This window comes from Orrella dioscoreae (genome assembly GCF_900089455.2).
Lineage (GTDB): Bacteria > Pseudomonadota > Gammaproteobacteria > Burkholderiales > Burkholderiaceae_B > Orrella > Orrella dioscoreae.
The window spans coordinates 2,359,244-2,386,223 of the sequence record NZ_LT907988.1; the positions used below are offsets into that span (position 1 = coordinate 2,359,244).

Annotated in this window: 25 protein-coding genes; 20 read left to right on the forward strand and 5 right to left on the reverse strand. The window is 67.2% G+C overall.

The features are described from left to right. Positions 1–74 precede the first annotated feature (74 nt). Genes ODI_RS11035 through purF form a run of 3 tightly spaced genes read left to right on the forward strand, consistent with a single transcriptional unit; the run spans position 75 to position 2,936 of the window. Positions 75–878, forward strand: a complete 804-nt coding sequence (locus ODI_RS11035; RefSeq protein WP_067749534.1) for an SPOR domain-containing protein — start codon at positions 75–77, stop codon at positions 876–878. Then, complete coding sequence (locus ODI_RS11040) at positions 875–1,399, forward strand: CvpA family protein (RefSeq protein ID WP_067749497.1); 525 nt, start codon at positions 875–877, stop codon at positions 1,397–1,399. The genes ODI_RS11035 and ODI_RS11040 overlap by 4 nt, the downstream gene beginning before the upstream one ends. A gap of 22 nt (positions 1,400–1,421) precedes the next feature. After that, positions 1,422–2,936 carry an amidophosphoribosyltransferase gene (gene purF / locus ODI_RS11045; protein ID WP_067749496.1) on the forward strand — a complete coding sequence of 505 codons (1,515 nt, stop codon included), beginning with the start codon at positions 1,422–1,424 and terminating at the stop codon, positions 2,934–2,936. Positions 2,937–3,041: 105 nt separating this feature from the next. On the opposite strand, the gene ODI_RS11050 is transcribed toward purF, so the two are convergent. The 4 genes from ODI_RS11050 to map are packed head-to-tail and all read right to left on the reverse strand — an operon-like array spanning position 3,042 to position 7,689. Continuing rightward, on the reverse strand, positions 3,042–3,518 hold the full coding sequence (locus tag ODI_RS11050; protein ID WP_067749495.1) for a disulfide bond formation protein B: 477 nt from the start codon (positions 3,516–3,518) through the stop codon (positions 3,042–3,044). Further along, entirely contained in the window at positions 3,515–4,264 is a 750-nt protein-coding gene (locus tag ODI_RS11055) for a MarC family protein (protein ID WP_408635927.1), read from the reverse strand. Before ODI_RS11055 ends, ODI_RS11050 begins: the two co-directional genes overlap by 4 nt. Further along, the gene (locus tag ODI_RS11060; protein ID WP_067749491.1) at positions 4,254–6,854 is read right to left on the reverse strand and encodes a [protein-PII] uridylyltransferase; all 2,601 of its coding nucleotides are present in this window, start codon (positions 6,852–6,854) and stop codon (positions 4,254–4,256) included. Before ODI_RS11060 ends, ODI_RS11055 begins: the two co-directional genes overlap by 11 nt. Before the next feature lie 25 nt (positions 6,855–6,879). Continuing rightward, on the reverse strand, positions 6,880–7,689 hold the full coding sequence (gene map, locus ODI_RS11065; RefSeq protein ID WP_067749489.1) for a type I methionyl aminopeptidase: 810 nt from the start codon (positions 7,687–7,689) through the stop codon (positions 6,880–6,882). Between the two features lie 254 nt (positions 7,690–7,943). Here map and rpsB point away from each other — a divergent pair, with 254 nt between their 5' ends. The 16 genes from rpsB to ODI_RS11145 all read left to right on the forward strand — a co-directional run bounded on the left by rpsB (position 7,944) and on the right by ODI_RS11145 (position 23,616). Further along, positions 7,944–8,699 carry a 30S ribosomal protein S2 gene (gene rpsB, locus ODI_RS11070; protein ID WP_067749487.1) on the forward strand — a complete coding sequence of 252 codons (756 nt, stop codon included), beginning with the start codon at positions 7,944–7,946 and terminating at the stop codon, positions 8,697–8,699. 118 nt (positions 8,700–8,817) lie between these two features. Beyond that, a complete protein-coding gene (tsf, locus tag ODI_RS11075; RefSeq protein WP_067749485.1) occupies positions 8,818–9,696 on the forward strand; it encodes a translation elongation factor Ts in 879 nt (292 codons plus the stop codon). Positions 9,697–9,834: 138 nt separating this feature from the next. Next, positions 9,835–10,551, forward strand: coding sequence for a UMP kinase (pyrH, locus tag ODI_RS11080; RefSeq protein WP_067749483.1), 717 nt, complete (start codon positions 9,835–9,837; stop codon positions 10,549–10,551). A gap of 14 nt (positions 10,552–10,565) precedes the next feature. Next, positions 10,566–11,126 carry a ribosome recycling factor gene (gene frr / locus ODI_RS11085; protein ID WP_067749481.1) on the forward strand — a complete coding sequence of 187 codons (561 nt, stop codon included), beginning with the start codon at positions 10,566–10,568 and terminating at the stop codon, positions 11,124–11,126. 23 nt (positions 11,127–11,149) lie between these two features. Next, on the forward strand, positions 11,150–11,908 hold the full coding sequence (gene uppS, locus ODI_RS11090; RefSeq protein ID WP_067749479.1) for a polyprenyl diphosphate synthase: 759 nt from the start codon (positions 11,150–11,152) through the stop codon (positions 11,906–11,908). A 31-nt stretch (positions 11,909–11,939) separates the two neighbouring features. Then, a complete protein-coding gene (locus tag ODI_RS11095) occupies positions 11,940–12,800 on the forward strand; it encodes a phosphatidate cytidylyltransferase (protein WP_067749476.1) in 861 nt (286 codons plus the stop codon). Then, positions 12,797–13,999, forward strand: coding sequence for a 1-deoxy-D-xylulose-5-phosphate reductoisomerase (dxr, locus tag ODI_RS11100; RefSeq protein WP_067749474.1), 1,203 nt, complete (start codon positions 12,797–12,799; stop codon positions 13,997–13,999). The genes ODI_RS11095 and dxr overlap by 4 nt, the downstream gene beginning before the upstream one ends. Before the next feature lie 129 nt (positions 14,000–14,128). After that, positions 14,129–15,463 (forward strand): RIP metalloprotease RseP, encoded by a 1,335-nt coding sequence (gene rseP, locus ODI_RS11105; protein ID WP_067749473.1) that lies wholly within the window; start codon positions 14,129–14,131, stop codon positions 15,461–15,463. Positions 15,464–15,526: 63 nt separating this feature from the next. Continuing rightward, positions 15,527–17,845 (forward strand): outer membrane protein assembly factor BamA, encoded by a 2,319-nt coding sequence (gene bamA, locus ODI_RS11110; protein WP_067749471.1) that lies wholly within the window; start codon positions 15,527–15,529, stop codon positions 17,843–17,845. A gap of 60 nt (positions 17,846–17,905) precedes the next feature. Further along, a complete protein-coding gene (locus ODI_RS11115) occupies positions 17,906–18,463 on the forward strand; it encodes an OmpH family outer membrane protein (RefSeq protein ID WP_067749469.1) in 558 nt (185 codons plus the stop codon). A 7-nt stretch (positions 18,464–18,470) separates the two neighbouring features. After that, complete coding sequence (gene lpxD, locus ODI_RS11120) at positions 18,471–19,565, forward strand: UDP-3-O-(3-hydroxymyristoyl)glucosamine N-acyltransferase (protein WP_067749467.1); 1,095 nt, start codon at positions 18,471–18,473, stop codon at positions 19,563–19,565. 82 nt (positions 19,566–19,647) lie between these two features. Further along, complete coding sequence (gene fabZ, locus ODI_RS11125; protein ID WP_067749466.1) at positions 19,648–20,097, forward strand: 3-hydroxyacyl-ACP dehydratase FabZ; 450 nt, start codon at positions 19,648–19,650, stop codon at positions 20,095–20,097. Continuing rightward, positions 20,094–20,888, forward strand: coding sequence for an acyl-ACP--UDP-N-acetylglucosamine O-acyltransferase (gene lpxA / locus ODI_RS11130; RefSeq protein ID WP_098021004.1), 795 nt, complete (start codon positions 20,094–20,096; stop codon positions 20,886–20,888). Before fabZ ends, lpxA begins: the two co-directional genes overlap by 4 nt. Before the next feature lie 66 nt (positions 20,889–20,954). Then, positions 20,955–22,130 (forward strand): lipid-A-disaccharide synthase, encoded by a 1,176-nt coding sequence (lpxB, locus tag ODI_RS11135; protein WP_067749461.1) that lies wholly within the window; start codon positions 20,955–20,957, stop codon positions 22,128–22,130. Then, entirely contained in the window at positions 22,127–22,810 is a 684-nt protein-coding gene (gene rnhB, locus ODI_RS11140) for a ribonuclease HII (protein WP_067749459.1), read from the forward strand. The genes lpxB and rnhB overlap by 4 nt, the downstream gene beginning before the upstream one ends. After that, complete coding sequence (locus ODI_RS11145; protein WP_067749457.1) at positions 22,807–23,616, forward strand: TrmH family RNA methyltransferase; 810 nt, start codon at positions 22,807–22,809, stop codon at positions 23,614–23,616. The genes rnhB and ODI_RS11145 overlap by 4 nt, the downstream gene beginning before the upstream one ends. Here the strand turns inward: ODI_RS11145 and ppsR are convergent. Continuing rightward, positions 23,610–24,443, reverse strand: a complete 834-nt coding sequence (gene ppsR / locus ODI_RS11150) for a posphoenolpyruvate synthetase regulatory kinase/phosphorylase PpsR (protein ID WP_067749455.1) — start codon at positions 24,441–24,443, stop codon at positions 23,610–23,612. The genes ODI_RS11145 and ppsR overlap by 7 nt on opposite strands. 160 nt (positions 24,444–24,603) lie before the next feature. Between ppsR and ppsA the strand changes: the two genes are divergently transcribed. Beyond that, positions 24,604–26,967, forward strand: coding sequence for a phosphoenolpyruvate synthase (ppsA, locus tag ODI_RS11155; RefSeq protein WP_067749452.1), 2,364 nt, complete (start codon positions 24,604–24,606; stop codon positions 26,965–26,967). The last annotated feature ends 13 nt before the right edge of the window (positions 26,968–26,980 follow it).

The window sequence follows — 26,980 nt, forward strand, 5'->3', positions numbered from 1 at the left end:
ATGCACGTGGCCCGGTATACGTTTCCGATGCGTTCACCCCGACCCGTTCGCCACGCCAGCAAGGGATGTTTTTGATGGGATTGTTCTCGCGCAGTGACTCCGCCTCGTCCCAGAAGCAGGCGGGCAAGGCTCGTCCCTCTGTCTCCAGCGAGGCCCAGGCCGCCGAGCTGCGCGCCCGCGCCCGGCGGCGCCTGGCTGGCGCGGTCGCCCTGGTGCTGGCGGCCGTGATCGTGCTGCCGATGGTGCTCGACTCCGAGCCAGTGCCGGTGGCCGACGACATCCCCATCCGGATTCCCGACCGCAACACGCCCTACCAACCGCAGATTTCCGCACCGCAGGCTGCGCCCGCCGCACCCGCGGCAGCGCCCGAGGCCGTGCCGCAGCCGCCCGCGCTGGCAGGCGACGCCCTGCAGCAGCCCGCGCCTGCCCAGCCTCCCGTGGCCGCCACGCAACCGCCCGCCACGCAGCAGCAAGCCCAGCGTCCGCCCGCGCAGCACCCTGCCGAGCAGCGTGAAACGCCCGCGAAGCCCGCGCCCAAGCCCCAGGATTCCCGCAGCGACGATGGCGCGCGCGCGCTGGCGCTGCTCGAGGGCCGCGGCGAGGCGCCAGCCAAGCCTGCGCCCAAGCCCGCCGCCAACGCGCGGGGCGCCTTCGTGTTGCAGATCGCCGCCTACACCACGCAGGTCGATGCCAACAGCCGGCGCGACAAGCTGCATGCCGCGGGCGTGACCAACGCCTTCGTCGAGCCCGTGTCCGCCGGTGGCAAGCAGCAATATCGCCTGCGCGTGGGGCCGTTCCCGTCGCGCGACGCGGCCCAGGCGGCCCAGGCCCGCTTGCGGACGCTGGGCTATGACAACGGATTCATTGCCGCACAGTGACCGGATTCGATTTCGTCGTCCTGGCCATCCTGGCCGTTTCGGCGGTGCTGGGGCTGGTTCGCGGCCTGCTCAAGGAAGTGCTCTCGCTCATCGCCTATGCGCTGGCCTTCGTCGCCGCGATCTGGTGGGGGCCGACGGTGTACGTCTGGCTGGAACCCTATATTGAAACCTCGTTGCTGCGCATGGGCGTGTCCTACGCAGCGGTGTTCATCGTCGTGCTGCTGGGCGTGGGCCTGGTCAACATGACCTTGGCCGCGCTGCTGCGCAGCACCGGGCTGACCCCCGCCGACCATGGCCTGGGCGGCCTGTTCGGCCTGCTGCGCGGGGCGGTCATGGTGCTGGCATTGATGGTGCTGGCCGGGTACACGCCGCTGCCCCAGGAAACCTGGTGGCGCGAGGCAATGTTTTCAGGCACCGCCGAAAAGGCGGTGCGGCAAGTCAAGATGTGGCTGCCTCCTTCGCTGGCAACGTGGGTGCCTTATGGCGAGCAGGCCGAGCCGCAACCAGTAATCAGTCAGTAGTCATCCAAGACAGGAAATCACCATGTGTGGAATCATTGGGGTTGTCGGGCGCGGACCGGTCAACCAGCTGCTCTATGACAGCTTGCTGCTCCTGCAGCACCGGGGACAGGACGCTGCCGGCATCTCCACGTCGCAGGCCAGCAACTTCAACATGTACAAGGCGCATGGCCTGGTGCGCGACGTGTTCCGCACCCGCAACATGCGCTCGCTGCCGGGCACCAGCGGCATCGGCCACGTGCGCTACCCCACCGCGGGTTCCAGCAGCAGCGCCGAGGAGGCGCAGCCGTTCTACGTGAACGCGCCTTTCGGCATCACGCTGGCCCACAACGGCAACCTGACCAACTGGCGCGAGTTGCGCGAGTCGCTGTTCCGCATCGACCGCCGCCACATCAACACCAATTCCGACTCCGAAGTGCTGCTGAACGTGCTGGCGCACGAGATGCAGCGCGCCGCCAACGGCGTGTCGCTGGACGAGGACGCGATCTTCCGCGCCGTGGCAGCGGTGCACAAGCGTGTGCGTGGCGGCTATGCCGTCGTGGCGCAGATCGCCGGCTACGGCGTGCTGGCATTCCGCGACCCCAACGGCATCCGGCCCCTCTGCGTGGGCCGCATGGAAACCGAGGCGGGCGTGGAGTGGATGGTGGCCTCCGAGTCGGTGGCCCTGGAAGGCAGCGGTTTCGCCTTCGTGCGCGACGTGCAGCCCGGCGAGGCGGTGTTCATCGATGAGGACGGCCGGTTCTCGCAGCGCCAGTGCGCCGAGAGTCCCTCGCTGAACCCCTGCATCTTCGAATACGTCTATTTCGCCCGCCCCGATTCGCTGATCGACGGCGTCTCGGTCTACGGCTCGCGCCTGCGCATGGGTGAGTACCTGGCCGACAAGCTGGCCCGCACGCTGCGCCTGGGTGACATCGACGTGGTCATGCCGATTCCCGACTCCTCGCGTCCGGCCGCCATGCAGCTCGCTGCCCGGCTCAACCTGAACTACCGCGAAGGCCTGATCAAGAACCGCTACGTGGGCCGCACCTTCATCATGCCGGGGCAGGCCGTGCGCAAGAAGTCCGTGCGCCAGAAGCTCAATGCGATCGGCATGGAGTTCAAGGGCAAGAACGTGCTGCTGGTCGATGATTCCATCGTGCGTGGCACCACCAGCCGCGAAATCGTGGACATGGCGCGCGCCGCTGGCGCGAACAAGGTCTACATGGCCTCGGCCGCGCCGCCCGTGCGTTTCCCCAACGTCTACGGCATCGACATGCCCACCCAGACGGAACTGATCGCCCATGGCCGGGACGAACAGGAAGTGGCCCGCATCATCGGCGCCGATGCCCTGATCTACCAGGACATCGCGGCCATGCAGCAGGCCGTCACCGACCTGAATCCTGCGTTGACGCGCTTCGATGCGTCGTGCTTCACGGGCGAGTACATCACCGGCGACATCACGCCGGAGTACCTGGCCCGCCTGGGCGAGCGCCGCGAAGCCGCGGAGCATGAGGCCGGCGGCCTGCAGTTCAACATGGGCTATGCCGCGAACGAAGCCTGAGCACCGCGGGCCGCGCACGCCTGGCGCTTGTGCTGAATGACAGAACGCCCCGTCCGATGGACGGGGCGTTCTGTTTTCCGGGTCTTGACGGCGCGGGCGGTGAGGTCAGGCGCGCCGGGTGGCTGCCAGGATCAGCAGCAGGCCGAGCACGACGAAGAGCGACAGGCTCCAGATGGCGTATTCGATGCCGAGCACGTGCACGACGGCGTCCATGCAGCTGGCATAGATGCCGAACAGCCAGGGCACCGCGGCGTCCAGGCCGATGCTGGTCATGAAGCGGTCGGCGAAAGTCTGGTCGCACGAGAACAGCTTGGCGGCGACGTTGAACTGGTACCAGGCGGCCAGCACGCCGGAGGCGGCCAGCAGGACGCCCAGGCTTGCCAGCGCGCGGCGCGCCAGGCCCGCGGGCAGGAGCAGCCCGAGCAGGCACAGCCCGCCGATGGCGAGGTAGATCAGGCGCTGCATGACGCACCAGGCGCAAGGCGGCATGTCGAAGGCGTATTGCGACACCAGCGCGATGCCGACGGCGCCCAGGCTGAGCGTGGCGACCAGGCCCAGCAGGAAGCGGGAATTGAAAGTCATGATGCGATTACCTTGCCGAGCAGGAAGGACAGGGGGGAGGGAGCCCCCGCGGGGGCGACCCCTGCACGGACCAGCCATTGCAGCAACAGTTCCGATATCCCTTCCCAGACGATCTGCACGCCCAGGCACAGCAGGATGAATGCGGACAGTCGCATGAACACCGCCGTGCCGCTTTCGCCCAGCTTATGCAGGAAGCGCGCGGCGAAACGCAGGCACAGGAACAGCGAGAAAGAGACGAGCAGCAGGGCGGGCAGGGAGCCCGCCAGGCGGACCATGCTGGTGGCCGTCTGGTCGTCGCGCAGCGAGGCGCCCACGGTGATGGCCGCGGCGATGGTGCCGGGCCCGCAACTGATGGGGAAGGTCAGGGGGTAGAACGCGCGGGCGCGCGCCATTTCGCTGGTGAAGGGCTCGGCCAGCTGCGCGGCGTGGCCGGTGCCGCCGTCGGGCGAGTTCACGAGGCGCCAGGCGCTGGCGATGACGAGCATGCCGCCGCCCACGCGCACGATGGCCAGCGAGATGCCGAAGAACGCCAGCACGATATGGCCAAGCGTCATGGCGATCACCAGCATCATCAGCGCGTTCAGGGCGATGCGCTTGGCCAGCGCGGCGCGCGTGGCCAGCGACGCGCCTTCCGTCAGCGAGAGGAAGATCGGCGCGACGGCGGGCGGATTCAGGATCGGGAAGAGGGTGGCCAGCGCGAACAGCAGGCTGCTCAGGAAGATCGGGGCGTAGTGATCAAGCAGCACGTTTCGCCCCATCCGACAGCAGCTCGATGATGCTGCGTTCGAAACGCAACTGGCTGCGCGGATGCTCGAGCGCGGACCCGTCGATCACGAAGACGTCCTCGACGCGGTCGCCCAGCGTCATCACCTTGGCGGTCTGCAGGTTGATGCCGTGTTCGTTGAACACCTGCGCCAGGCCGTGCAGGAGGCCGGGGCGGTCGGTGGCGGTCAGCGACAGGCGCCAGGACTTGCTGCGCTCATCGGGCTGCAGTTCGACATGGGGGCGGATGGGGAAGATGCGCGACAGCCGGGATTGCCGCGAGCTGCCGTAGCGCGCGCCTTGCTGTTCGACCTGCGCGGCGCTGGCGGTGTCGGCCAGCCGGGATGCCAGTTCGTGTTCGACCAGCGTGGCCTGGGCGCGCAGGTTGCCGACGTGATCGGGCGCCAGCACGATGAAGCTGTCCAGTGCCCAGCCCAGGCGGGTGGTGTGGATGCGTGCGTCCTGGATGCTCATGTTGCGCATGCCGAAATAGCCGCAGATCGCGGCGAAGAGTTCCGGCGTGTCGCGCGTGTAGACCATGACCTGCAGGCCTTCGCCCTGCTCGGTGGGGCGCACCTTCACCACCGGCTCTCCGGGGTTCACGCGGTGATACAGGTGGCGGGTGTGCCAGGCGATCTCGGCCGCATCGTGGCGCAGGAAGTAGGCCACGTCCAGCTGGTTCCAGAACGCATCGCGGGCGTCGTCGCGCAGGCCGGCCAGGCGGGTGAGGCGGGCGGCTTCCTCGCGGCGTTGCGCCAGCACGGTGTTGGCGTCGCCCGGCCGGGCGCCGCCCAGCACGGCCAGCGTCAGGCGATAGAGGTCTTCCAGCAGCTTGCCTTTCCACGCGTTCCAGACCTTCGGGCTGGTGCCGCGGATGTCGGCCACCGTCAGCAGATACAGGGCGGTCAGGTGGCGTTCGTCGCCAACGGCCTGCGCGAAGCCGCGCACGACCTCGGGGTCGGAGAGGTCGCGTTTCTGCGCCACCGTGGACATGAGCAGGTGCTTGCGCACGAGGAATTCGGCCAGCTCGGCGTCCTCGCTGTCCATGCCGTGGTCCTGGGCGAACTGCCGCACGTCGATGGCGCCCAGTTCGGAGTGGTCGCCGCCCCGGCCCTTGGCGATGTCGTGGAACAGCGCTGCCACGTAGAGCACCCAGTGCCGGTCGAAGCTGGAGATCAGCTGGCTGGCGAGGGGGTACTCCTGCGCGTGCTCGGGCATGGTGAAGCGGCGCAGGTTGCGGATGACGGCCAGCGTGTGCTGGTCGACGGTGTAGACGTGGAAGAGATCGTGCTGCATCTGGCCCACGATGTGCCGGAACACCGGCAGGTAGCGCGGCAGGATGTTCAGCATGGTCATGCGGCGCAGTTCGTGCACGATGCCGCGCGGCTGCTGCAGGATCTGCAGGAACAGCTTGCGGTTGACCGGATTGTCGCGGAATTGCGCGTCGATGCGGTCCCGCGCGTGCCACAGCGCGCGCAGCGTGCGCGCGGACATGCTGGTCAGCTCGGGGTGCTGCTGCATGGTCAGGAACGCGCGCAGCACCAGGGTCGGGTTGCGTTCGAACGCGTCGTCCAGCCGGATGTCCAGGCGGCCATGCAGGTTGCGGAAGTCTTCGTCGATCTCGTGCGCGTCGTCCAGGGGGCGCGGAAACAGCCGCTCCTCGACGTTCTGCACCAGGATCGTATTCAGCTGCGTGACCAGCCGCGCCGCCCAGTAATAGCGCTGCATCAGCACTTCGCTGGCGCGACGCGTGGCGGTCGCCTCGATGCCATAGACCTGGGCCAGGCCGGGCTGCAGGTCGAACAGCACGCGATCCTCGCGGCGTCCGGACAGCAGGTGCAGCTCGATGCGCAGGCGCTTGAAGGCCTGCTCGGCGCGGCGCAGGTCGCGGGCCTCGGTGTCGGTCAGCAGTCCGTTGCGCGCGATGGCGCGCCAGGAGTCGCCGAATCCGGCCGCGCGCGACATCCACAGGATGACCTGCAGGTCGCGCAGGCCACCCGGCGATTCCTTGCAGTTGGGCTCCAGGGAGTAGGGCGTGTCGTTGTAGCGCGCGTGGCGCTGCTGCATCTCCACCCGCTTGTCCTGGAAGAAGCGGCCAGCGTCCAGGCGGTCCTGCATGGCCTGTTCGAACTGGCGCATCAGCGTGCGGCTGCCGCCCAGCCAGCGCGACTCCAGCAGCGAGGTCTCGACCGTGATGTCGGCATCGGCCTCGATCTTGCATTGCGCGATGGTGCGCACGCTGTGGCCGGGCTCCAGGCCGATGTCCCACAGCGCCGCCACCAGGCGTTCCAGTGCGCTTTCGTCCGCCGGGCCGGGGGCGTCGGGCAGGAGCAGCAGCAGGTCGACGTCCGAATAGGGGTACAGCTCGCCGCGGCCGTAGCCGCCGACCGCGGCCAGCGTGGCGCCGGCGGGCAGCGGGCAAAGCTTCAGCAGCTCGCGCAGTGCGTGGTCGGTCGCGCGGCGCAGGTCGCCGAGCAGGGTGTCCGGGCGCAGGTGCTCGCGAAACTGCGCAATGGCGGCGGCGCGCCTGTTGCGCAAGCGGTCACGCAGGTCGGAGAGGTCGGTCTGGCGCATGCTGGGCTCGCGGTGGCGGGCGGGATCAGGGTTGCTGGGCTTGGGAGATCAGCGCGGGCGGCGCTTGCACGCCATCGGAAATGGTCAGCACTTCGTAGCCGGTGTCGGTGACCAGCACGGTGTGTTCCCACTGCGCGGAAAGGCTGTGGTCGCGCGTGACGACGGTCCAGCCGTCGGACAGTTGGCGGATTTCCCGGCGGCCGGCGTTGATCATGGGCTCGACCGTGAAGATCATGCCGGGCACGAGCTTCACGCCGGTGCCGGGCTTGCCATAGTGGAGCACCTGCGGATCCTGGTGGAAGCGGCGGCCGATGCCGTGGCCGCAGAATTCGCGCACCACGGAATAGCCGTTCTTCTCGGCGTATTTCTGGATGGCCGCGCCGACGTCGCCCAGCGTGTTGCCGGGACGGACCTTGTCGATGCCCAGCCACATGCATTCGAAGGTGATGTCGACCAGGCGGCGCGCCAGGATGGTGGGCTCGCCGATGTGGAACATGCGGCTCGTGTCGCCGAACCAGCCGTCCTTGATGATGGTGACGTCGATATTGAGAATGTCCCCGTTTTTCAGCACCTTGTCGCCGGGAACGCCATGACAGACCTGATGGTTGACCGAGGTGCAGATGGCGCCGGTGAAGGGCGGGTAGCCGGGCGGGGCATAGCCCACGGTGGCCGATTTCACGCCCAGTTCCGCGCTGTACTCACGGCACAACCGATCCAGTTCGCCCGTCGTGACGCCAGGTTTGACATGGGGAGCGAGGAAATCCAGGATGCGGGCGGCGTCCTGGCAGGCGGCGCGCATGTTGGCCAGATCGGCCGGATCGGTGACGAGATTCATGTGTGACTTGAGGGCTGCTGTGAAAAGATAGTAGAATTATAGGCTTGCCTCAAAGCGCTGGGACCGTTTTGGGGCTGATGGCAGGAGCGGGGCCGCCAGGCCGCGCGCCAAACCCACACGCCAACCCACAGTCTAGCGTGTCTCTTCGACCGTCCCGAATCGCGTGTTGCGCCACCAGGGTGCCACCTGTCCAGTCATCAAGCAGGGCAGGGGGTGCAGGCGCAATACCAGTCCAAACCCTAGGAGAAATTCTCATGTCCGTTAGCATGCGCGAAATGCTGGAAGCCGGTGTCCACTTCGGCCACCAGACCCGTTACTGGAACCCGAAGATGGCCCCGTACATCTTCGGTCACCGCAACAAGATCCACATCATCAACCTGGAACAGACCGTCGCCAAGTTCCAGGAAGCCCAGAAGTTCGCCCGCCAGATCGCCGCCAAGGGCGGTACGGTCCTGTTCGTCGGCACCAAGCGCGCCGCGCGCGAGCTGGTGGCTGCCGAAGCCGCCCGCGCCGGCATGCCTTTCGTTGACAGCCGTTGGCTGGGCGGCATGCTGACCAACTTCAAGACGGTCAAGAGCTCGATCAAGCGCCTGAAGGACATGGAAGCCATGTCGGTCGACGGCGGCCTGGAGCGCCTGAGCAAGAAGGAAGGCCTGCTGTACTCGCGTGAGCTGGACAAGCTCAACAAGTCGATCGGCGGCATCAAGGACATGAACGGCCTGCCCGACGCGCTCTTCATCATCGACGTCGGCTACCACAAGATTGCCGTCGCCGAAGCCCGTTCGCTGGGCCTGCCCGTCGTGGCCGTGGTTGACACCAACCACTCGCCCGAAGGCATCGACCACGTCATCCCCGGCAACGACGACTCGGCCAAGGCCATCGCGCTGTACGCCAAGGGCATCGCCGACGCCGTCCTGGAAGGCCGCGAGCAGCGCCTGAACGGCCTGGTCGAGGAAGTGGCCGAAGGCAGCGAAGAGTTCGTCGAAGTCCAGGACGACGCGCAAGGCTGATCGGACAGAGGGCGCCCGCAGGGCTGCGCGAGATGCGCGGCCCTGCGGTGCGCCCTCGTCACACCTGATATTCACGCCCCGGCCTGACCGGGGTCTGTTTTACACATTTGGAGCGAACATGGCTGAAATTACCGCCTCGATGGTCAAGGAACTGCGCGAAAAGACCGACGCACCCATGATGGAATGCAAGAAGGCGCTGACCGAGGCCGAGGGCGACCTGGCCCGCGCCGAGGAACTGCTGCGCGTCAAGCTGGGCAACAAGGCCAGCAAGGCTGCCGCCCGCGTCACGGCCGAAGGCCTGATCGGCCTGTTCATCTCGGCCGACGCCAAGCAAGGCGCCGTCATCGAAATCAACTGCGAAACCGACTTCGTCGCGAAGAACCCCGATTTCGTCGGCTTCGTGAATGATCTGGCCCAGTTCGTCGCCACCAACAATCCCGCTGACGTCGCCGCCCTGTCGGCCGCGCCCTTCGGCGAAGGCACGGTCGATTCGACCCGTACCGCGCTGATCGGCAAGATCGGCGAGAACATCTCGATCCGCCGCTTCGAGCGCATCGAAACCCAGAACAAGCTGGCCAGCTACGTGCACGGCGGCCGCATCGGCGTGCTCGTCGAGTTCTCGGGCGCCGACGAACTGGGCAAGGACCTGGCGATGCACATCGCCGCCACCAAGCCCAAGGCCCTGAATGCCGCCGGCGTGCCGGAATCCGACATCGCCACCGAGCGTTCGGTTGCCGAGCAGAAGGCTGCCGAGTCGGGCAAGCCCGCCGACATCGTCGCCAAGATGGTCGAAGGTTCGGTGCAGAAGTTCCTGAAGGAAGTCACGCTGCTGTCGCAGCCCTTCGTCAAGAACGACAAGCAGACCGTCGAACAGCTGCTGAAGGAAAAGGGCGCCAGCATCGCCCAGTTCAAGCTGTACGTGGTGGGTGAAGGCATCGAGAAGAAGGTCACCGATTTCGCCGCTGAAGTCGCCGCTGCCGCGGCCGGCCAGGGCTGATCGGTCACGCCGCCGCCGTGTCGGTCTGGTCCTCGGGGCCGGCCGCGCGGCGGCGGTTTGCATTTGGGCCGGTCGTCCGATGTCGGACGCATCTGGCATAGAATGGCTTTCGTCGGAACGCGCTACGGGATACCACCTATGAGCAGCAGAACGTACAAACGGGTTCTTCTCAAACTTTCCGGCGAGGCGCTGATGGGCGAGGATGCTTTCGGCATCAATCGCAGCACCATCCTGCGCATGACCGAGGAAGTGGCTGAAGTCGCGACGCTCGGCGTCGAACTTGCCATCGTCATCGGCGGCGGCAACATCTTCCGCGGCGTGGCGCCGGGCGCGCAGGGCATGGACCGCGCGACCGCCGACTACATGGGCATGATGGCCACCATCATGAACGCCCTGGCGCTGCAGGACGCGCTCAAGCACCGCGGTGTCGACACCCGCGTGCAGTCCGCCCTGAACATCGACCAGGTCGTCGAGCCCTACATCCGTCCCAAGGCCCTGCGCTATCTCGAAGAGGGCAAGGTCGTCATCTTCGCCGCGGGCACGGGCAACCCCTTCTTCACGACCGACACGGCCGCCGCGCTGCGTGGCGCGGAAATCGGCGCCGAGATCGTGCTGAAGGCGACCAAGGTGGACGGCATCTATACCGCCGACCCCAACAAGGATCCCGAGGCGACCCGCTACGCCCGGATCAGCTTCGATGAAGCCATCGTGCGTCGCCTCGAGGTGATGGACGCGACGGCTTTCGCGCTGTGCCGCGACCAGAAACTGCCCATCAAGGTGTTTTCGATCAACAAGCCCGGAGCTCTCAAGCGCGTTGTGTCTGGCGCGGATGAGGGCACCCTGGTGCACGTCTGAGCAAGGAATTATTCATGAGCGTTTCCGACATCAAGAAGTCCGCCGAGTCCCGCATGGAGAAATCCATCGACGCCTTCAAGCTCGCGCTGGCCAAGATCCGCACCGGTCGTGCCCATGCCGGCATCCTGGATCACGTGCAGGTCGAGTATTACGGCTCGCCGGTGCCGATCGGCCAGGTTGCCAACGTGACCGTGATCGATGCCCGCACGCTGAACGTGCAGCCTTATGAAAAGAGCATGGTGCAGCCGATCGAGAAGGCCATCCGCGAGTCGGACCTGGGCCTGAATCCGCAGGCCATGGGCGAAAGCATGCGCGTGCCGATGCCTGCCCTGACCGAAGAGCGCCGCCGCGACCTGATCAAGGTCGTCAAGAGCGAGGGCGAGGATGCCAAGATCGCCGTGCGCAACCTGCGCCGCGAAGCCAATGAGTCGCTGAAGAAGCTGGTCAAGGACAAGGAAATCTCCGAGGACGACGAGCGCCGCGGCCAGGACGACATCCAGAAGCTGACGGACAAGCAGATCGCCGAGATCGACAAGCTCATCGTCACGAAGGAAGGGGAGATCCTGACGGTCTGAGGCCGTCGTGATCCCGCTCGCCCATGACCATCAGCTCCACCCAAGCCGTCCCTGACACGCGCGCGGTCCCGCGCCACGTCGCCATCATCATGGACGGCAATGGTCGCTGGGCCACGCAACGCCTGTTGCCGCGCACCGCCGGGCACGCCAAGGGCGTGCAGGCCGTGCGCCGCGTCGTGGAGGCCTGCGGCCGCCACGGCGTCGAGTACCTGACCCTGTTCGCCTTCAGCTCCGAGAACTGGCGCCGTCCCGCCGACGAAGTGTCGCTGCTCATGCGGCTCTTCGTGCAGGCGCTGGAACGCGAGGTCGACAAGCTGGAAGAGCAGGGCGTGCGCCTGCGCGTGGTGGGCGACCTGAGCGCCTTCGAGCCGCGCCTGCAGGACCTGATCCTGGCGGCGCAGGCCCGTACCGAGCACAACACGGCCCTGACGCTGAGCGTGGCCGCCAACTACGGCGGCCGCTGGGACATCCTGCAGGCAACGCGCGAAATGCTGCGTGCGCGGCCGGAACTGGCCGCGGACCCCGCCCGCATCGACGAGGCGGCGCTGGCGCCGTATCTGTCCATGGCCTGGGCGCCCGAGCCTGATCTGTTCATCCGCACCGGCGGCGAGCAACGCATCTCCAATTTCCTGGTCTGGCAGCTCGCCTACACCGAACTCTATTTCACCGACCGCTACTGGCCTGATTTCGGCCATGAAGAAATAGCGGCCGCGTTCCAGTGGTATCAGACGCGCGAGCGCCGCTTCGGGCGCACCAGCGCCCAGCTGGCAAACGGCGCCTGAGCCTCGATCCCCGACACCGGAGGCAAGCGCCATGCTCCGCACCCGTATCGTCACCGCCGTCGTCCTGCTCGCGCTGATCGCGGCGGCCCTAGCATCGGGCAGCATCTGGCCTTTGCTTGTCCTTTTGTCCGTCGCTACCGGCTGCGCGCTGTGGGAATGGCTGCGCCTGACCGCGCCGGGCCGTGACGCCGCCGCGGTCGCCGCTGGCATTGCGATGGGCCTGCTCACGCTGGGTTGCGCCTGGCTGTGGCAGTCTCCCACCGCCGATCTTTCCGCTCGCCTGACCGTCTATGCCATCACGACCCGGCTGTTCGTGCCCGTCGTCGCCGGCATCTGGCTGTTTGCCGGCACGCTTGCCGTGGTGCGCGGACAGGTCGAGCAGGCCCCGCGCAGCATCCTGTGGTCGCTGTTCGCGATCCCCGCGCTGTATTGCGCGTGGGCCGCGCTGGCCTTGTTCTACATGACGCATGGCGCTCTGTATCTCGTCAGCATGATGGCGGTGGTGTGGGTGGCCGACATCGGCGCCTATTTCGCCGGCCGCGCCTTTGGCCGTCGCAAGCTGGCGCCGCGCGTCAGTCCCGGCAAGTCCTGGGAAGGTGCCATCGCCGGCGCCGTGCTGGTGGCGGTCTACGTTGGCGCCTGCTCGCAGTGGCCAGGCACCTTCGGCCATGACCTGGCCCAGCGCTGGGGAGTGCCCGCCGCGCTGGCCTTCGCCCTGCTGCTGGCCGCGTTGTCCGTCATGGGCGACCTGTTCGAATCCCTCCTGAAGCGCCGGGCCGGCGTCAAGGATTCCGGCTCGCTGCTGCCGGGCCATGGCGGCGTCTATGACCGCATCGACGCCCTGGTGCCCGTGGCGCCCGTGGCGCTGCTGCTTTCCGGAGTCGTGACGTGAGCGCCATGCGCCGTGTCACCGTGCTGGGAAGCACCGGCTCGATCGGTTGCAGCACGCTGGATGTGATCGCCCGCCATCCGGACCGCTATGCCGTCCATGGCCTGTCGGCCTACAGCCGCATGGACAAGCTGGCCGAGCAGGCGCTGGCAAGCCGGGCCGCCGTCGTGGTCGTGCCCGACACCGCCGCGCGCACCGCGTTCCAGCAGGCCTGGCCGTCAGGCGTGACGCCGCCCGAGATCCGCGTGGGGGTGCAGGCCCTGGCCGATACCGCCGCCGAGTCCGGCACCGACAGCGTCATGGCGGCCATCGTCGGCGCCGCGGGCCTGCCGGCGGCGCTGGCCGCCGCGCGCGCGGGCAAGCGGGTCCTGCTGGCCAACAAGGAAGCGTTGGTGGCGGCGGGGTCCGTCTTCATGCGCGCAGTGCGCGAGAACGGCGCCGAACTCCTGCCGATCGACAGCGAACACAACGCCATCTTCCAGTGCCTGCCTCACGGCGGGCGGGCCGGCGCGCCGTCGGCGCCCGCGCCCGGCGTGCGGCGGCTGATCCTCACGGCGTCTGGCGGCCCGTTCCGCCTGCGCCGCTGGCAGGACCTGGCCGACATCACGCCGGACGAGGCCTGCGCGCATCCGAACTGGAGCATGGGCCGCAAGATCTCGGTGGACTCCGCCACCATGGTCAACAAGGGGCTGGAGGTCATCGAGGCGCACTGGCTGTTCGCCATGCCTCCCGAGCGCATCGAGGTGCTGGTCCATCCGCAAAGCGTCGTGCATTCCATGGTCGAGTACGCCGATGGCTCGGTGCTGGCGCAACTGGGCCAGCCCGACATGCGCACGCCCATTGCCTACGGGCTGGGTTTCCCGGCGCGCCTGGAAAGCGGGGTCAGCCCGCTGGACCTGGCCAGCCGTGGCCGGCTGGATTTCGAGGCTGCCGAGCCTGGCCGCTATCCTTGCCTCGACCTGGCTTTCCAGGCCCTGCGCGCGGGCCAGGGGGCCTGCATCGCCTTCAACGCCGCCAACGAGGTCGCCGTGGCCGCCTTCCTGGCGGGCCGCTTGCGTTACACCGCCATCGCCGAGTGCATCGAGTCGGCGCTGTCGTGGCAGGCGGGGCAGGCTTCTGCTACGCTCGACAGCCTTGAGTCGGTGCTGGCGCTGGACCAGGCGGTCCGGGAGCAGGCGAGCCGCGCCGAGGCGGTCTCCTGAGGCGCGCCCCGGTCCTCTGGCGCGGGGAACCTTCCATGCCCCCGCAGGCTCTGTCTTTCGATGGGATGGCCCCGCGTCCCCTGATGATTTCCGCGCCGCTGCGCGGCCACGCTCCCTCCTGACCCCGCCATGCTCTTCACGCTGATCGCCTTCGCCCTGGCCCTGGGCATCCTGGTTACCTTCCACGAGCTGGGGCATTATTGGGTCGCCCGCGCTTGCGGCGTACGCGTCCTGCGTTTCTCGCTGGGGTTTGGCCGCGTCATCGCGCGCCGGACCGACAGGAATGGCACCGAATGGGCCTTGTCCCTCATTCCCCTGGGCGGCTACGTCAAGATGCAGGACGACCCGCCTCCCGGTGCGCCTGCGCAGGAAGTGGCGCGCAGCTTCAATGCCAAGCCCGTCAGCCAGCGTATCGCCATCGTCGCGGCGGGGCCGTTCTTCAACTTGGCGCTGGCGGCGTTGCTGTACGCCTCGCTGAACCTGGCGGGCACCCAGGAACCGGAGGCCGTGGTGGCCGCACCCGCCGCCGGTACGCCGGCCGCGGCCGCCGGCTTCCAGGCGGGCGAGCGCATCGAGAAGATCGACGGCAAGGACGTGCGCTCCTGGAGCGATGCCCGCTGGAAACTGCTGGATGTGCTGTCCGGCGGTGGCCGAGCCCTGGTGGAAGTGCGCGGCGTTGACGGCGCGCAAGTTTCCCGCGAGTTCGTGGTGCCGCCATCGAACATGGATCCCTCGGCCACTGATCCCCTGGCCGATGCCGGCTTGGGCCTGCAGGCGGGGCCGCCCGTCGTGCGCGGCGTGATTGCCGGCGGCGCCGGCGAGGCCGCGGGCTTGCAGGAGGGCGACCGCATCCTGGGCGCGGAAGCGCTGCGGGATCCCACCACCCGCTCGCTCATCGCCGCCATCCAGGCCAGCGATGGCCAGCCCCTGCGCCTGGACGTGCAGCGCGGCGATGCCCGTCTCGTCATTCCCGTGACGCCGACCCTCGAGGACGACGGGCAGGGCGGCCGGGTCGGCCGGATCGCGGTGCAGCTCGGCGCGGACGTTCCCATGGTGGAGGTGCGTTACGGCCTGGGCGAAAGCCTGGCGCTGGGTGTCACGCGCACGGTCGACACGGCGTGGTTCTCCCTGAAGATGATGGGCCGGATGCTGACCGGTGACGTGTCCTGGCGCAATGTCAGCGGTCCGGTCACCATCGCCGACTATGCCGGCCAGACGGCGCGTATCGGCCTGGGCGCCTACGTTGCGTTCCTGGCCCTGGTCAGCGTGAGCCTGGGGGTCCTGAACCTGCTGCCCATCCCCATGCTGGACGGCGGCCACCTGCTGTACTATTTCGTCGAGATCATCAAAGGCAGTCCCCCCTCGACCCGCTGGCTCGAGCTTGGCCAGCGCGCGGGTTTTGCGATATTGGCCGGCCTCATGAGCCTGGCACTTTTCAACGATGTCGTGCGGCTTTTCACCTGACCGCGTTCTGCCTTAAAATCCCCCGCCATTTGACCGAAAAGAACCGATCAAGGATCGCCAAGGATGTTTTTTAGCCGGATTTCCACGCGCCGAGCCCCCGCATTGGGCAAGCCTTTGTTGCTGCCCAGCCTCATCGCCGCGTTGCTCATGCCGGTTGCCGCGCATGCCTTCGACCCCTTCGTCGTGCGTGACATCCGCGTCGACGGCCTGCAGCGCACCGACGCTGGCACCATTTTTGGCTACCTGCCGGTCAAGGTGGGTGAGCGTTTCACCGACGAGCAGGCTGGCGAGGCGGTGCGCCGCCTGTATGCCACCGGCTTCTTCAGCGACGTGCGCATCGAGACCGCCAATGACGTCGTGGTCGTGGTCGTCCAGGAACGCCCCACCATTGCCTCGGTCAGCTTCACCGGCATGCGCGAGTTCGACGCCAAGACCATCACCGATTCGCTGCGCCAGGTGGGCTTCGGCGAAGGCCGGGTGTTCGACCGCTCCATGCTCGAGCAGGCCGAATTCGAGCTCAAGCAGCAATACCTGAACAAGGGCAAGTACGGTGTCGAGGTCACCTCCACCGTCACGCCGCTGCCCCGCAACCGCGTGGGCGTGAGCTTCGAGGTCTTCGAAGGCGAAGTCGCCAAGATCCGCGAGATCCGCATCGTGGGCAACGAGGCCTTCTCGGAAAGCGACCTGCTGTCCGAGCTGCAGCTGACCACGCCGGGCTGGCTGACCTGGTACACGGATTCCGACAAGTACTCGCGTGAAAAGCTGGAAGGCGACGTCGAGACGCTGCGTTCGTACTACCTGAATCGCGGCTATCTCGAGTTCTCCATCGAGCCCCCGCAGGTCACCATCTCGCCCGACCGCAAGGACATCTTCATCACCTTCACGGTGAACGAAGGCAAGCCCTACAAGGTTTCCGACGTCAAGCTGGCCGGCGAACTGCTGGGCCTGGACGCGGAGATCAACAGCCTGGTGCAATTGAAGGCGGGCGACACGTTCTCGGCCGAGCGCGCCAACGCCACCTCCAAGGCAATCACCGACTACCTGGGTGAGCTGGGTTACGCCTTCGCCAACGTGAACCCCAATCCGGTGCTCAACCGCGAGACGCACGAAGCCGACCTGACGTTCTACGTCGATCCGAGCCGTCGCGTGTACGTGCGCCGCATCCAGGTCGGCGGCAACACGCGCACGCGCGACGAGGTCGTCCGCCGCGAAATGCGCCAGCAGGAAGCCGCCTGGTACGACGCCGGCGACATCAAGATCTCGCGCGACCGCATCGACCGCCTGGGCTACTTCAACGACATCAACGTCAAGACCGATCCGGTGCCGGGCTCGCCCGACCAGGTCGACCTGAACGTCGACGTGAAGGAAAAGCCTACCGGCATGATCAATCTGGGCGTGGGCTACGGCTCGTCCGACAAGGCCATCCTGTCGGCCGGCATCAGCGAGGACAACGTCTTTGGCAGCGGCACGAACCTGACGCTGCAGTTGAACACCAGCCGCACCAACCGCGCGGTCGTGCTGTCGCACACCGATCCCTACTGGACCCGTGACGGTGTCAGCCGCACGACGTCGGCCTATTACCGCGTGACGGAGCCGTTCTATAACAACGACGGCGATTTCCGCGTGAAGTCGATGGGCCTGGGCATGAATTTCGGCGTGCCCATCTCGGAGTTCGACCGCGTCTTCCTGGGCGTCAACCTCGAGAACAACAAGCTCACCACCTATTCCAACTCGCCGCAGGCCTACCAGGACTTCGAGCGGGAGTACGGTGATGGCGCCAATGCCGCCATCTTCTCGCTGGGCTGGTCGAAGGACACGCGCGACAGCGCCCTGGCGCCCACCTCTGGTTCGTATACCCGCCTGAAGAGCGATCTCTCCACCCTGGACCTGAAGTACTACATGCTGTCCGCCCAGCAGCAGTACTACGTGCCTTTCGGCCGCAGCTACACGCTGGCGCTGAACGGCATGGTGGACTGGGGCAAGTCCTATGGCGGCAATGCCTTCCCGGTCATCAAGAACATCTACGCCGGCGGCATGGGCACGGTGCGCGGCTACGAGGGTTCGTCTCTTGGTCCGCGCGACACGCTCACGAACGACTTCATCGGCGGCTCCAAGCGCGTGGTCGGCAACGTCCAGTTCTACCTGCCGTTCCCCGGCGCGCAGCAGGACCGCACGCTGCGCTGGTTCGCCTTCGCCGACGGCGGCCAGGTCTACGGCGGCAACGACAACATCAAGTTGGGCGACCTGCGTTACTCGGCGGGTATCGGCCTGTCGTGGAACTCGCCGCTCGGTCCGCTGCAGATTTCGTATGCCCGTCCGCTCAATGACAAGCCGGGCGACGACACGCAAAGCTTCCAGTTCCAGATCGGCACGGGATTTTGAGCCCCCGTTTAATGGCACAATAGGCCTTTGGGCTTGACCTTTTTGCTAGGTGAGAGTTTTATGAAGTCTGTTTCCGCACTCAATCCGTCTCCCGCTTTCGGTGCCCGGGTCTCGCGTGGCCTGGCCCTGGGCCTGGCCGCTGTCACGCTGGCCGCTGGCGCACTGGCGGCGGCGCCGGTGCAAGCGCAAGGCACGAAGATCGGCTTTGTGAACACCGAGCGGATCCTGCGTGATTCCGGCCCCGCCCGTACCGCGCAAGCCAAGATCGAATCCGAATTCAAGAAGCGCGACGATGAGCTGCAGCGCATGGCCACCAGCCTGCGTTCGCAAGCCGAGAAGTTCGACAAGGACGCACCTGTGCTGTCCGAGTCCGAGCGCATCAAGCGTCAACGCGACCTGGCCAACCTGGACAGCGAGCTGCAACGCAAGCGCCGTGAATTCCAGGAAGACTTCAACCGTCGTCGCAACGAAGAGTTCACCGGCATCGTCGAGAAGGCCAACGCGGCCATCAAGACGCTGGCCGAGCAGCAGAACTTCGACCTGATCATCCAGGACGCCATCACGGTCAATCCGCGCATCGACATCACCGACCAGGTGATCCAGGCGCTGGGCAAGTAATCCAGCCATGCCGTTGCTGCTTGACGCCGGACACGCGCCTGCACTAGACGACCTGCTGAAGTCTGTGAACACCCAGGGACTGGAATGGTCCCTGGTTCTGCCCGCGGGGCAGGCCATGCCGGTCATCGCCGGCCTTGGCACGCTGTCCTCAGCGGGTGGACAAGAACTGTCCTTCCTCTCCAACCCGCGCTTCGTGGGCCAGTTGGCCCAGACGGGCGCGGCCGCCGTCATCCTGACGCCGGAGGCCGCCCAGGCCTTGGAGGGCGACACCGCTACCGCAGCCTTCGCGCGGATCCTCTGCGCGCATCCCTACCTGTTCTATGCCCGCGTGGCGCAGTGGTTCGACGCCACCCGCCATCCGCGCATGCCGGCATCGGTGCATCCGCTGTCGGTGATCGAGCCGGGCGCGGTCGTCGAGGATGACGTGCGCATCGGGCCGCATTGCGTCGTCGAAGCCGGCGCCCGCGTCGGCCGCGGCAGCACGCTGGGGCCGGGCTGCGTCATCGGCGCGGGCTCCGTGCTGGGGGCCGACTCGGTGCTCCATGCGCGTGTCACGCTGTATCCCAATGTCCAGGTGGGCGCGCGGGCCATCCTGCACAGCGGCGCCGTGCTGGGTGCCGACGGTTTCGGTTTCGCGCCGGATCCCACGCTGGGCAAGGGCGCCTGGGGCAAGATCCCGCAGTTTGGTGGCGTGGTCCTCGGCGACGACGTCGAGATCGGCGCCAACACGACGGTGGACCGTGGCGCCCTCGAAAACACGCTGGTCGGCAACGGCGTGAAGCTGGACAACCAGATCATGATCGGCCACAACGTGCGTATCGGCGAGCACACTGCCATGGCGGCATGCGTCGGCGTGGCCGGCTCCACCGTCATCGGCGCCCGCTGCACGATTGGCGGCGCGGCCATGCTGTCTGGCCACATCACGCTGGGCGATGACGTGCACATTTCTGGCGGCACCGCCGTCACTTCCAGCATTTCCAAGCCCGGCCGCTACACCGGCGTGTATCCTTACGCCGAGCACGGGGATTGGCAGCGCAACGCCGCGGTCCTGCAGCAATTGGCGCAAATCCGCCGCCGCGTCCGGACGCTGGAAAAAGAGTAATTCGCGACGATGCCGGGCCGCCTTGGGGCGGCGCCGCGCCTTGCCTGTCGCGCCCGATCATACGAAGCAGGATAAAACCAATATGGAACTCGATATCAAGGGCATTCTGGACCGTCTGCCGCACCGCTACCCGATGCTGCTGATCGACCGCGTGCTCGAGATGGAGCAGGGCAAGTCGATCGTGGCGATCAAGAACGTCACGATCAACGAGCCGTTCTTCACGGGCCACTTTCCGCATCACCCGGTGATGCCGGGCGTGCTGATCATCGAGGCGCTGGCGCAGGCCGCCGCGCTCTTCTCGTTCGCCGACCCGACCGATGGCGCTGGCCACACCGACACCGCCTATTACCTCGTTGGCGTGGACAATGCGCGCTTCCGTCGTCCGGTCGTGCCGGGTGACCAGCTGCGCCTGGAAGTGACCGCGCTGCGCCTGAGCCGTTCGATCTGCAAGTACTCCGGCCGCGCGCTGGTGGACGGACAGGTCGCGGCCGAGGCGGATATCATGTGTGCGATACGCAGCCTGGAATCCTGATGCCGAATATCCATCCCACCGCGCTGGTCGACCCGCGCGCCGAGATCGACGACACGGCCGTCATCGGCCCGTTCTGCATCGTCGGGCCGAATGTGCGCATCGGCGCCGGCACGGAGCTGGGACCGCACTGCACCATCGACGGCCACACCGAGATCGGGCGCGACAACCGTTTCTACCGCTATTGCTCCATCGGCGGCATGCCGCAGGACAAGAAGTACGCGGACGAGCCGACGCGGCTGGTGGTGGGCGATCGAAACACGGTGCGCGAGTACGTCACGTTCAACACCGGCACGGTGCAGGATGGCGGCGTCACCACGGTGGGCAGCGACAACTGGATCATGGCCTATGTGCACGTGGCGCATGACTGCCATGTGGGCGATCGCACCATCATCGCCAACGGCGTGCAGCTGGGCGGCCATGTGCACGTGAACGACTGGGCCATCGTGGGCGGCCTGACCGGGGTGCACCAGTTCTGCAAGATCGGCGCGCATTGCATGATCGGCGGCAGCAGCTCCATCGTGCAGGACATTCCGCCTTACGTGCTGTGCGCGGGCAACCCCAGCAAGCCGCATGGCGTGAACACCGAAGGCCTGAAGCGCCGCGGTTTCACCCCCGAGGTGATTTCGGCCTTGCGCGAGTCGTACAAGATTCTGTACCGCCGCGGCCTGTCCCTCGACGAGGCCCGTGCTGAAATGCTGGCGCTGGGCAGCACCGATCCGCAGATCGGCGCGGCCATCGGCGTCACCATCGATTTCCTCGGTTCGTCGACGCGCGGCATCGTCCGGGCGTAAGCGTGCCGGGCCGTCTCAACGCGAATGCCGCCGTGCCGGTCACGGCGGCGGTTTAGTGAGCGTCTTGTGACCCTGAATGTCGGAATGATCGCAGGCGAACCTTCGGGCGACCTGCTGGCCTCGCGCATCATCGCGGGTTTGCGCCAAGGCGCCGGCGGCGACCTGCGCTGCGCGGGCATCGGCGGGCCCCGCATGCAGGGCGAAGGCTTCGAGACCTGGCATGACATGCATGCGCTGACGGTGTTCGGCTATGTCGACGCCCTGAAGCGGCTGCCTAGCCTGCTGTCCACTTATGGCAACGTCAAGCGCCGCTGGCTGGCCGAAAAGCCGCAGGTCTTCGTCGGCATCGACGCCCCTGATTTCAACCTGAGGCTCGAAGCGCAGTTGCGGCCCGCGGGCATCCCCACGGTGCACTTCGTCGGCCCCTCGATCTGGGCCTGGCGCTACGAGCGCATCAAGAAGATCCGCGAGGCCGTCTCGCACATGCTGGTGCTCTTTCCCTTCGAGGAGGAGATCTACCGCAAGGAAGGCGTGCCGGTCACCTATGTCGGCCATCCGCTGGCCGATACGATTCCCATGAAGCCTGACCGTGCGGCGGCGCGCGCCAGCCTGGGGCTGGATGCGTCGGCGCGGGTGCTGGCCCTCCTGCCGGGCAGCCGCCGCTCCGAGATCGACATCCTGGCGCCGCGCTTCCTGCAGGCGGCCCAGCAATTGCTGGCGCGAGACCCGGGCCTGCAGTGCGTGGTGCCGATGGTCAACGCGCAACGCCGCGCCGAGTTCGAGGCCATCCTGGCGCGGTATCCGGTGCCGGGCCTGCGCTGCGTGTCCGCGCAGGAGGGCGATTCAAGCATGCCGGTGGCCTGGCGTGTCATGGAGGCCAGCGACGCGGTCCTGGTGGCCAGCGGCACGGCCACCCTGGAGGCCGCGCTCTTCAAGCGGCCCATGGTCATCTCGTACTACCTGTCGCCCTGGATGCGCCGCATCATGTCCTGGAAATCCGGACAGGAGCGGCCTTATCTGCCTTGGGTGGGCCTGCCCAACGTGCTGGCGCGCGACTTCGTCGTGCCCGAGCTGCTGCAGGACGACGCGACGCCCGACAAGCTGGCCGAAGCCATCTGGACGGCGCTGACCGACGACGCCCATGCCCAGCGCGTCGAGCAGCGCTTCACCGACATGCACGACACCCTGCGGCGCGACACGCCGGCCCTGGCCGCCAAGGCCATCCTGGAGGCGGCGCGATGAGCGGGGCGCGCAGGCGGGCGGCCGCGGCGGCCCAGGCCGATGCCGGCCAGTCCGAGCTGTTCGCGGCTCCGCTCATCTCGATCATTGCGGGCGTCGACGAGGCGGGCCGCGGCCCGCTTGCGGGCGCTGTCTACGCGGGCGCGGTCATCCTGGATCCGGCCCGTCCCATTGCGGGCCTGGCCGACTCCAAGACGCTGACGATGGCGCGCCGCGAGGCGCTGGCGGCGCTGATCCGGGAGCGGGCGCTGGCCTGGGCCGTGGCAACCGCCAGCGTCCAGGAAATCGACACCCTGAACATCCTGCAGGCCACCATGCTGGCCATGCAGCGGGCCGTCCAGGCCCTGTCCACGGCGCCCGAGCTGGCGCTGGTGGACGGCAATCGGGCGCCCAGGCTGGCGTGCGCCGTGCGCACCATCGTCAAGGGCGACGCGACCGAAGCCTGCATTTCGGCGGCCTCCATCCTGGCCAAGACGGCGCGCGATGCCGAGTTGCTGCGCCTGCACGCCTTGTATCCCGAATACGCCTTCGACCAGCACAAGGGCTACGGCACGGCGCTGCACCTGGCTCGCCTGCGCGAGCACGGTCCGTGCGCCGAGCATCGCACGAGCTTCGCGCCGGTGCGCGACTGGCAGCCGCCCGGTTTGGCGCAGGCCATCGCGGTGCAGGGCGCGACAGCGTGAAGGCCCTCAGTTCCCGCGAAAACCCCCGCTACAAGACCCTGCGCGCGCTTGCGGGGCACGCCGGGCGGCGGGGCGAGGCCACGTTGCTGGAAGGCGTGCATCTGTGCCAAGCCTGGCTGGATCGCGGGCTGCCGGTGGTGCAGGCCATCTTCGACGCCGACAGGCTGGCGCAACCGGCGCTGGCCGCCCTGGCGGCCCGGGTGCCGGCGGCACAGGCCGTGGCGCTGGCGCCGCGTCTCCTGGCGGGCCTGGAAAGCGTGGAAACGGGGCAGGGTGTGCTTTTCGTGGTGCAGCCTCCCGCGCCCGCCTTGCCGGCACGCCTGGCCGACGCCAGCCTCTGGCTGGATCGGGTGCAGGACCCCGGCAACGTGGGTACGCTGCTGCGCACGGCAGCCGCCGCCGGCATCCGGCGCGTGCTGCTTTCCGCGGGTTGCGCGGCTGCCTGGTCGCCGAAGGTGTTGCGCAGCGCCCAGGGCGCGCATGTCGCGCTGGCCATCCATGAGCAGGTGGACTTGCTGGCGGCCCGGACGCAGCTGGACGTGCCGCTGGTGGTAAGCACGCTGGAAGCGGCCGAGGACCTGTATGACGCTGAGTTGCCCGCCGCGTGTGCGTGGGTGTTCGGCCATGAAGGGCAGGGCGTGGCGCCTGCCTTGCAAGCCGTGGCCGACCGCCGTATCCGCATCGCGCACGACGCGCAGGCGGTCGAGTCCCTGAACGTGGCGGCAGCTGCCGCCATCTGCCTTTTCGAGCAGCGCCGGCGCCACCGCCAGGGCTCGGCGCCCGCCGTGGCCCCCGCTGCTCAGTAGGAGCGGCGCTCCAGCCCTACTTCCTGCAGCACGGTGGTGGAAATTTCCTCGATGGACTTGGTCGTGGTCGACAGCCACGAGATGCCCTCGCGGCGCATCAGGCGCTCGGCCTCGGCGACTTCATAGCGGCATTGCTTCAGCGAGGCGTAGACGCTGTCCGGACGGCGCTCGTTGCGCACTTCGTGCAGGCGCTCGGGCAGGATGGACAGGCCGAACAGCTTGTTGCGGTAGGGCATGACCGTCTTGGGCAGCGTGCCGCGCTCGAAATCGTCGGGAATCAGCGGGAAGTTCGCGGCCTTGATGGCGTATTGCATGGCCAGGTAGAGGCTGGTGGGCGTCTTGCCGCAACGGGACACGCCGACCAGGATCACGTCCGCCTGGGCCAGGTCGGTGATGAACTGGCCGTCGTCGTGCGACAGGCTGAAGTTGATGGCTTCGATCCGGTTGCGGTACTGCTCGGAGGTGGCGCCCGTGTGCGAGCGGCCGATGGAGTGGCTGGATTTCACGCCCAGCGCCTGTTCCAGGGGAACCACGAAGGTGCCGAACAGGTCCAGGAAGGTGCAGTTGGCCTGGCGCACGCGCATCAGGATTTCCTGGTTCACCAGCGTGCTGAAGACGATGGGCGGCTGGCCTTGCTCGGTGGCGGCGCGGTCGATGCGCTCGGCTGCCTGAGCGGCTTTTTCCAGCGTATCGATGAACGGCAGCCGCACGTGCGCGAACTGCACCTGCTCGAACTGTGACAGGACGGAGTTGCTGAAGGTCTCGGCCGTGATGCCGGTACCATCGGAGACGATGAAAACTGTGCGGGACGAGTTCGAAGCGGGCATGTGTAACAGTTTTGAAGGGGGAGGAGGCGGCGGTACAATCTGACCCCGAAAGTCACCCCACGGGCGTCCCAAGGCCGGTTTGGCCAGCATCGTACACCTTGCCACGCAAGGCGAAACCCTGCTGCCCAAACTCGCTTTCTCTCATTGTAAAGGTGACTTCATGTCTTACGTCGTTCCGTTCGAGCAGCTCCGCATGACGGATGTGGACTCGGTAGGAGGTAAAAACGCATCGCTAGGTGAAATGATCAGCCAGCTGGCCAGCGCGGATGTGCGCGTGCCCGGCGGCTTTGCCACGACCGCGCAAGCCTTCCGTGACTTCCTGAAGGATTCGGGCCTGGACGCGCGCATCGCCGAGCGTCTGAAGACCCTGAACCCCGAAGACGTCCGCGAGCTGGCCACGGCCGGCGCCGAGATCCGCCAGTGGCTGGTCGAGGCCCCGTTCTCGGCCGAATTCGAAAAGCAGATCCGTGAGTCCTTCGCCGCGCTCGACGCCGACGGCAAGGGTTCGTTCGCCGTGCGCTCGTCCGCCACCGCCGAAGACCTGCCCGACGCCTCGTTCGCCGGCCAGCAGGAAACCTTCCTGAACGTGGTCGGCATCGACGACGTGCTGGACAAGATCCGCCACGTGTTCGCGTCGCTGTACAACGACCGCGCCATCTCGTATCGCGTGCACAAGGGCTATGCCCACGCCGAAGTGGCCCTGTCGGCCGGCATCCAGCGCATGGTGCGCTCGGACAAGGGCAGCGCCGGCGTCATGTTCACGCTGGACACCGAGTCGGGCTTCTCCGATGTCGTGTTCATCACCTCGTCCTACGGCCTGGGCGAAACGGTGGTGCAGGGCGCCGTCAATCCCGACGAGTTCTACGTCTTCAAGCCCACCCTCGAACAGGGCCAGTACCCCATCGTCAGCCGCCGCATCGGCTCGAAGCTCATCAAGATGGAATTCGATGCCGAGCGCACCGAAGGCCGTGCCGTGCGCACCGTCGACGTGCCGGTGTCCGAGCGCAACCGCTACTCGCTGACCGACGAAGAGGTCATCGAGCTGTCGCGCTATGCCGTGACCATCGAGAAGCACTATGGCCGCCCCATGGACATCGAGTGGGGCCGCGACGGCGTGGATGGCAAGCTGTACATCCTGCAGGCGCGTCCTGAAACGGTGAAGTCGCAGCAGTCGGACACCGACGTGCAACTGCGCTATCGCCTGAAGGCCACCGGCGAGGTCCTGGTGACCGGCCGCGCCATCGGCCAGAAGATCGGCCAGGGTCCCGTGCGCGTCGTGGGCGACATCTCGGAAATGGACAAGGTCCAGCCGGGCGACGTGCTGGTCACCGACATGACCGACCCCAACTGGGAACCCGTCATGAAGCGCGCCTCGGCCATCGTCACCAACCGTGGCGGCCGCACCTGCCACGCGGCCATCATCGCGCGTGAACTCGGCATCCCCGCCGTCGTGGGCTGCGCCAACGCCACCGACGTGCTGAAGGAAGGCCAGCCGGTGACCGTGTCGTGCGCCGAAGGCGACGAAGGCCGCATCTATGACGGCCTGATCGAGACCGAAGTCGAGGAAGTGCGCCGCGGCGAAATGCCCCCGATCGAAGTCAAGATCATGATGAACGTCGGCAACCCGCAACTGGCCTTCGATTTCTCGCAGATCCCGAACGCCGGCGTGGGCCTGGCCCGCCTGGAATTCATCATCAACAACAACATTGGCATCCACCCCAAGGCGGTGCTGGACTATCCGAACGTCGACGGCGAGTTGAAGAAGGCCGTGGAATCGGCTGCCCGCGGCTACGCCAGCCCGCGCGCCTTCTTCGTCGAGAAGCTGGCCGAAGGCATCGCCACCATCGGCGCCGCGTTCTGGCCCAAGCCCGTCATCGTGCGCCTGTCCGACTTCAAGTCGAACGAGTACCGCAAGCTGGTCGGCGGTTCGCGCTACGAGCCCGAGGAAGAGAACCCCATGCTGGGCTTCCGCGGCGCGTCGCGCTACGTGGCCGATGATTTCGAAGAGTGCTTCCGCATGGAGTGCGAGGCGCTCAAGCGCGTGCGCAACGACATGGGCCTGACCAACGTCGAGATCATGGTGCCCTTCGTGCGCACCGTGAACCAGGCCAAGCGCGTGGTGGACCTGCTGGCCAAGAACGGCCTGGCCCGCGGCGACAACGGCCTGCGCGTCATCATGATGTGCGAAGTGCCCTCGAACGCCATCCTGGCCGATGAGTTCCTGGAGCACTTCGACGGCTTCTCCATCGGGTCGAACGACATGACCCAGCTCACGCTGGGCCTGGACCGCGACTCGGGCATGGAGCTGCTGGCCGCCGACTTCGACGAGCGCGACGGTGCCGTGCAGTTCATGCTGCGCCGTGCCATCCAGGCTTGCCTGAAGGCCAACAAGTACGTCGGTATCTGCGGCCAGGGCCCCAGCGACCATCCGGACCTGGCGCAGTGGCTGAAGGACGAAGGCATCCTGTCCATGTCGCTGAACCCGGATACGGTGGTCGACACCTGGCAGAAACTGGCCCAGTAGACCCACTCCCCGA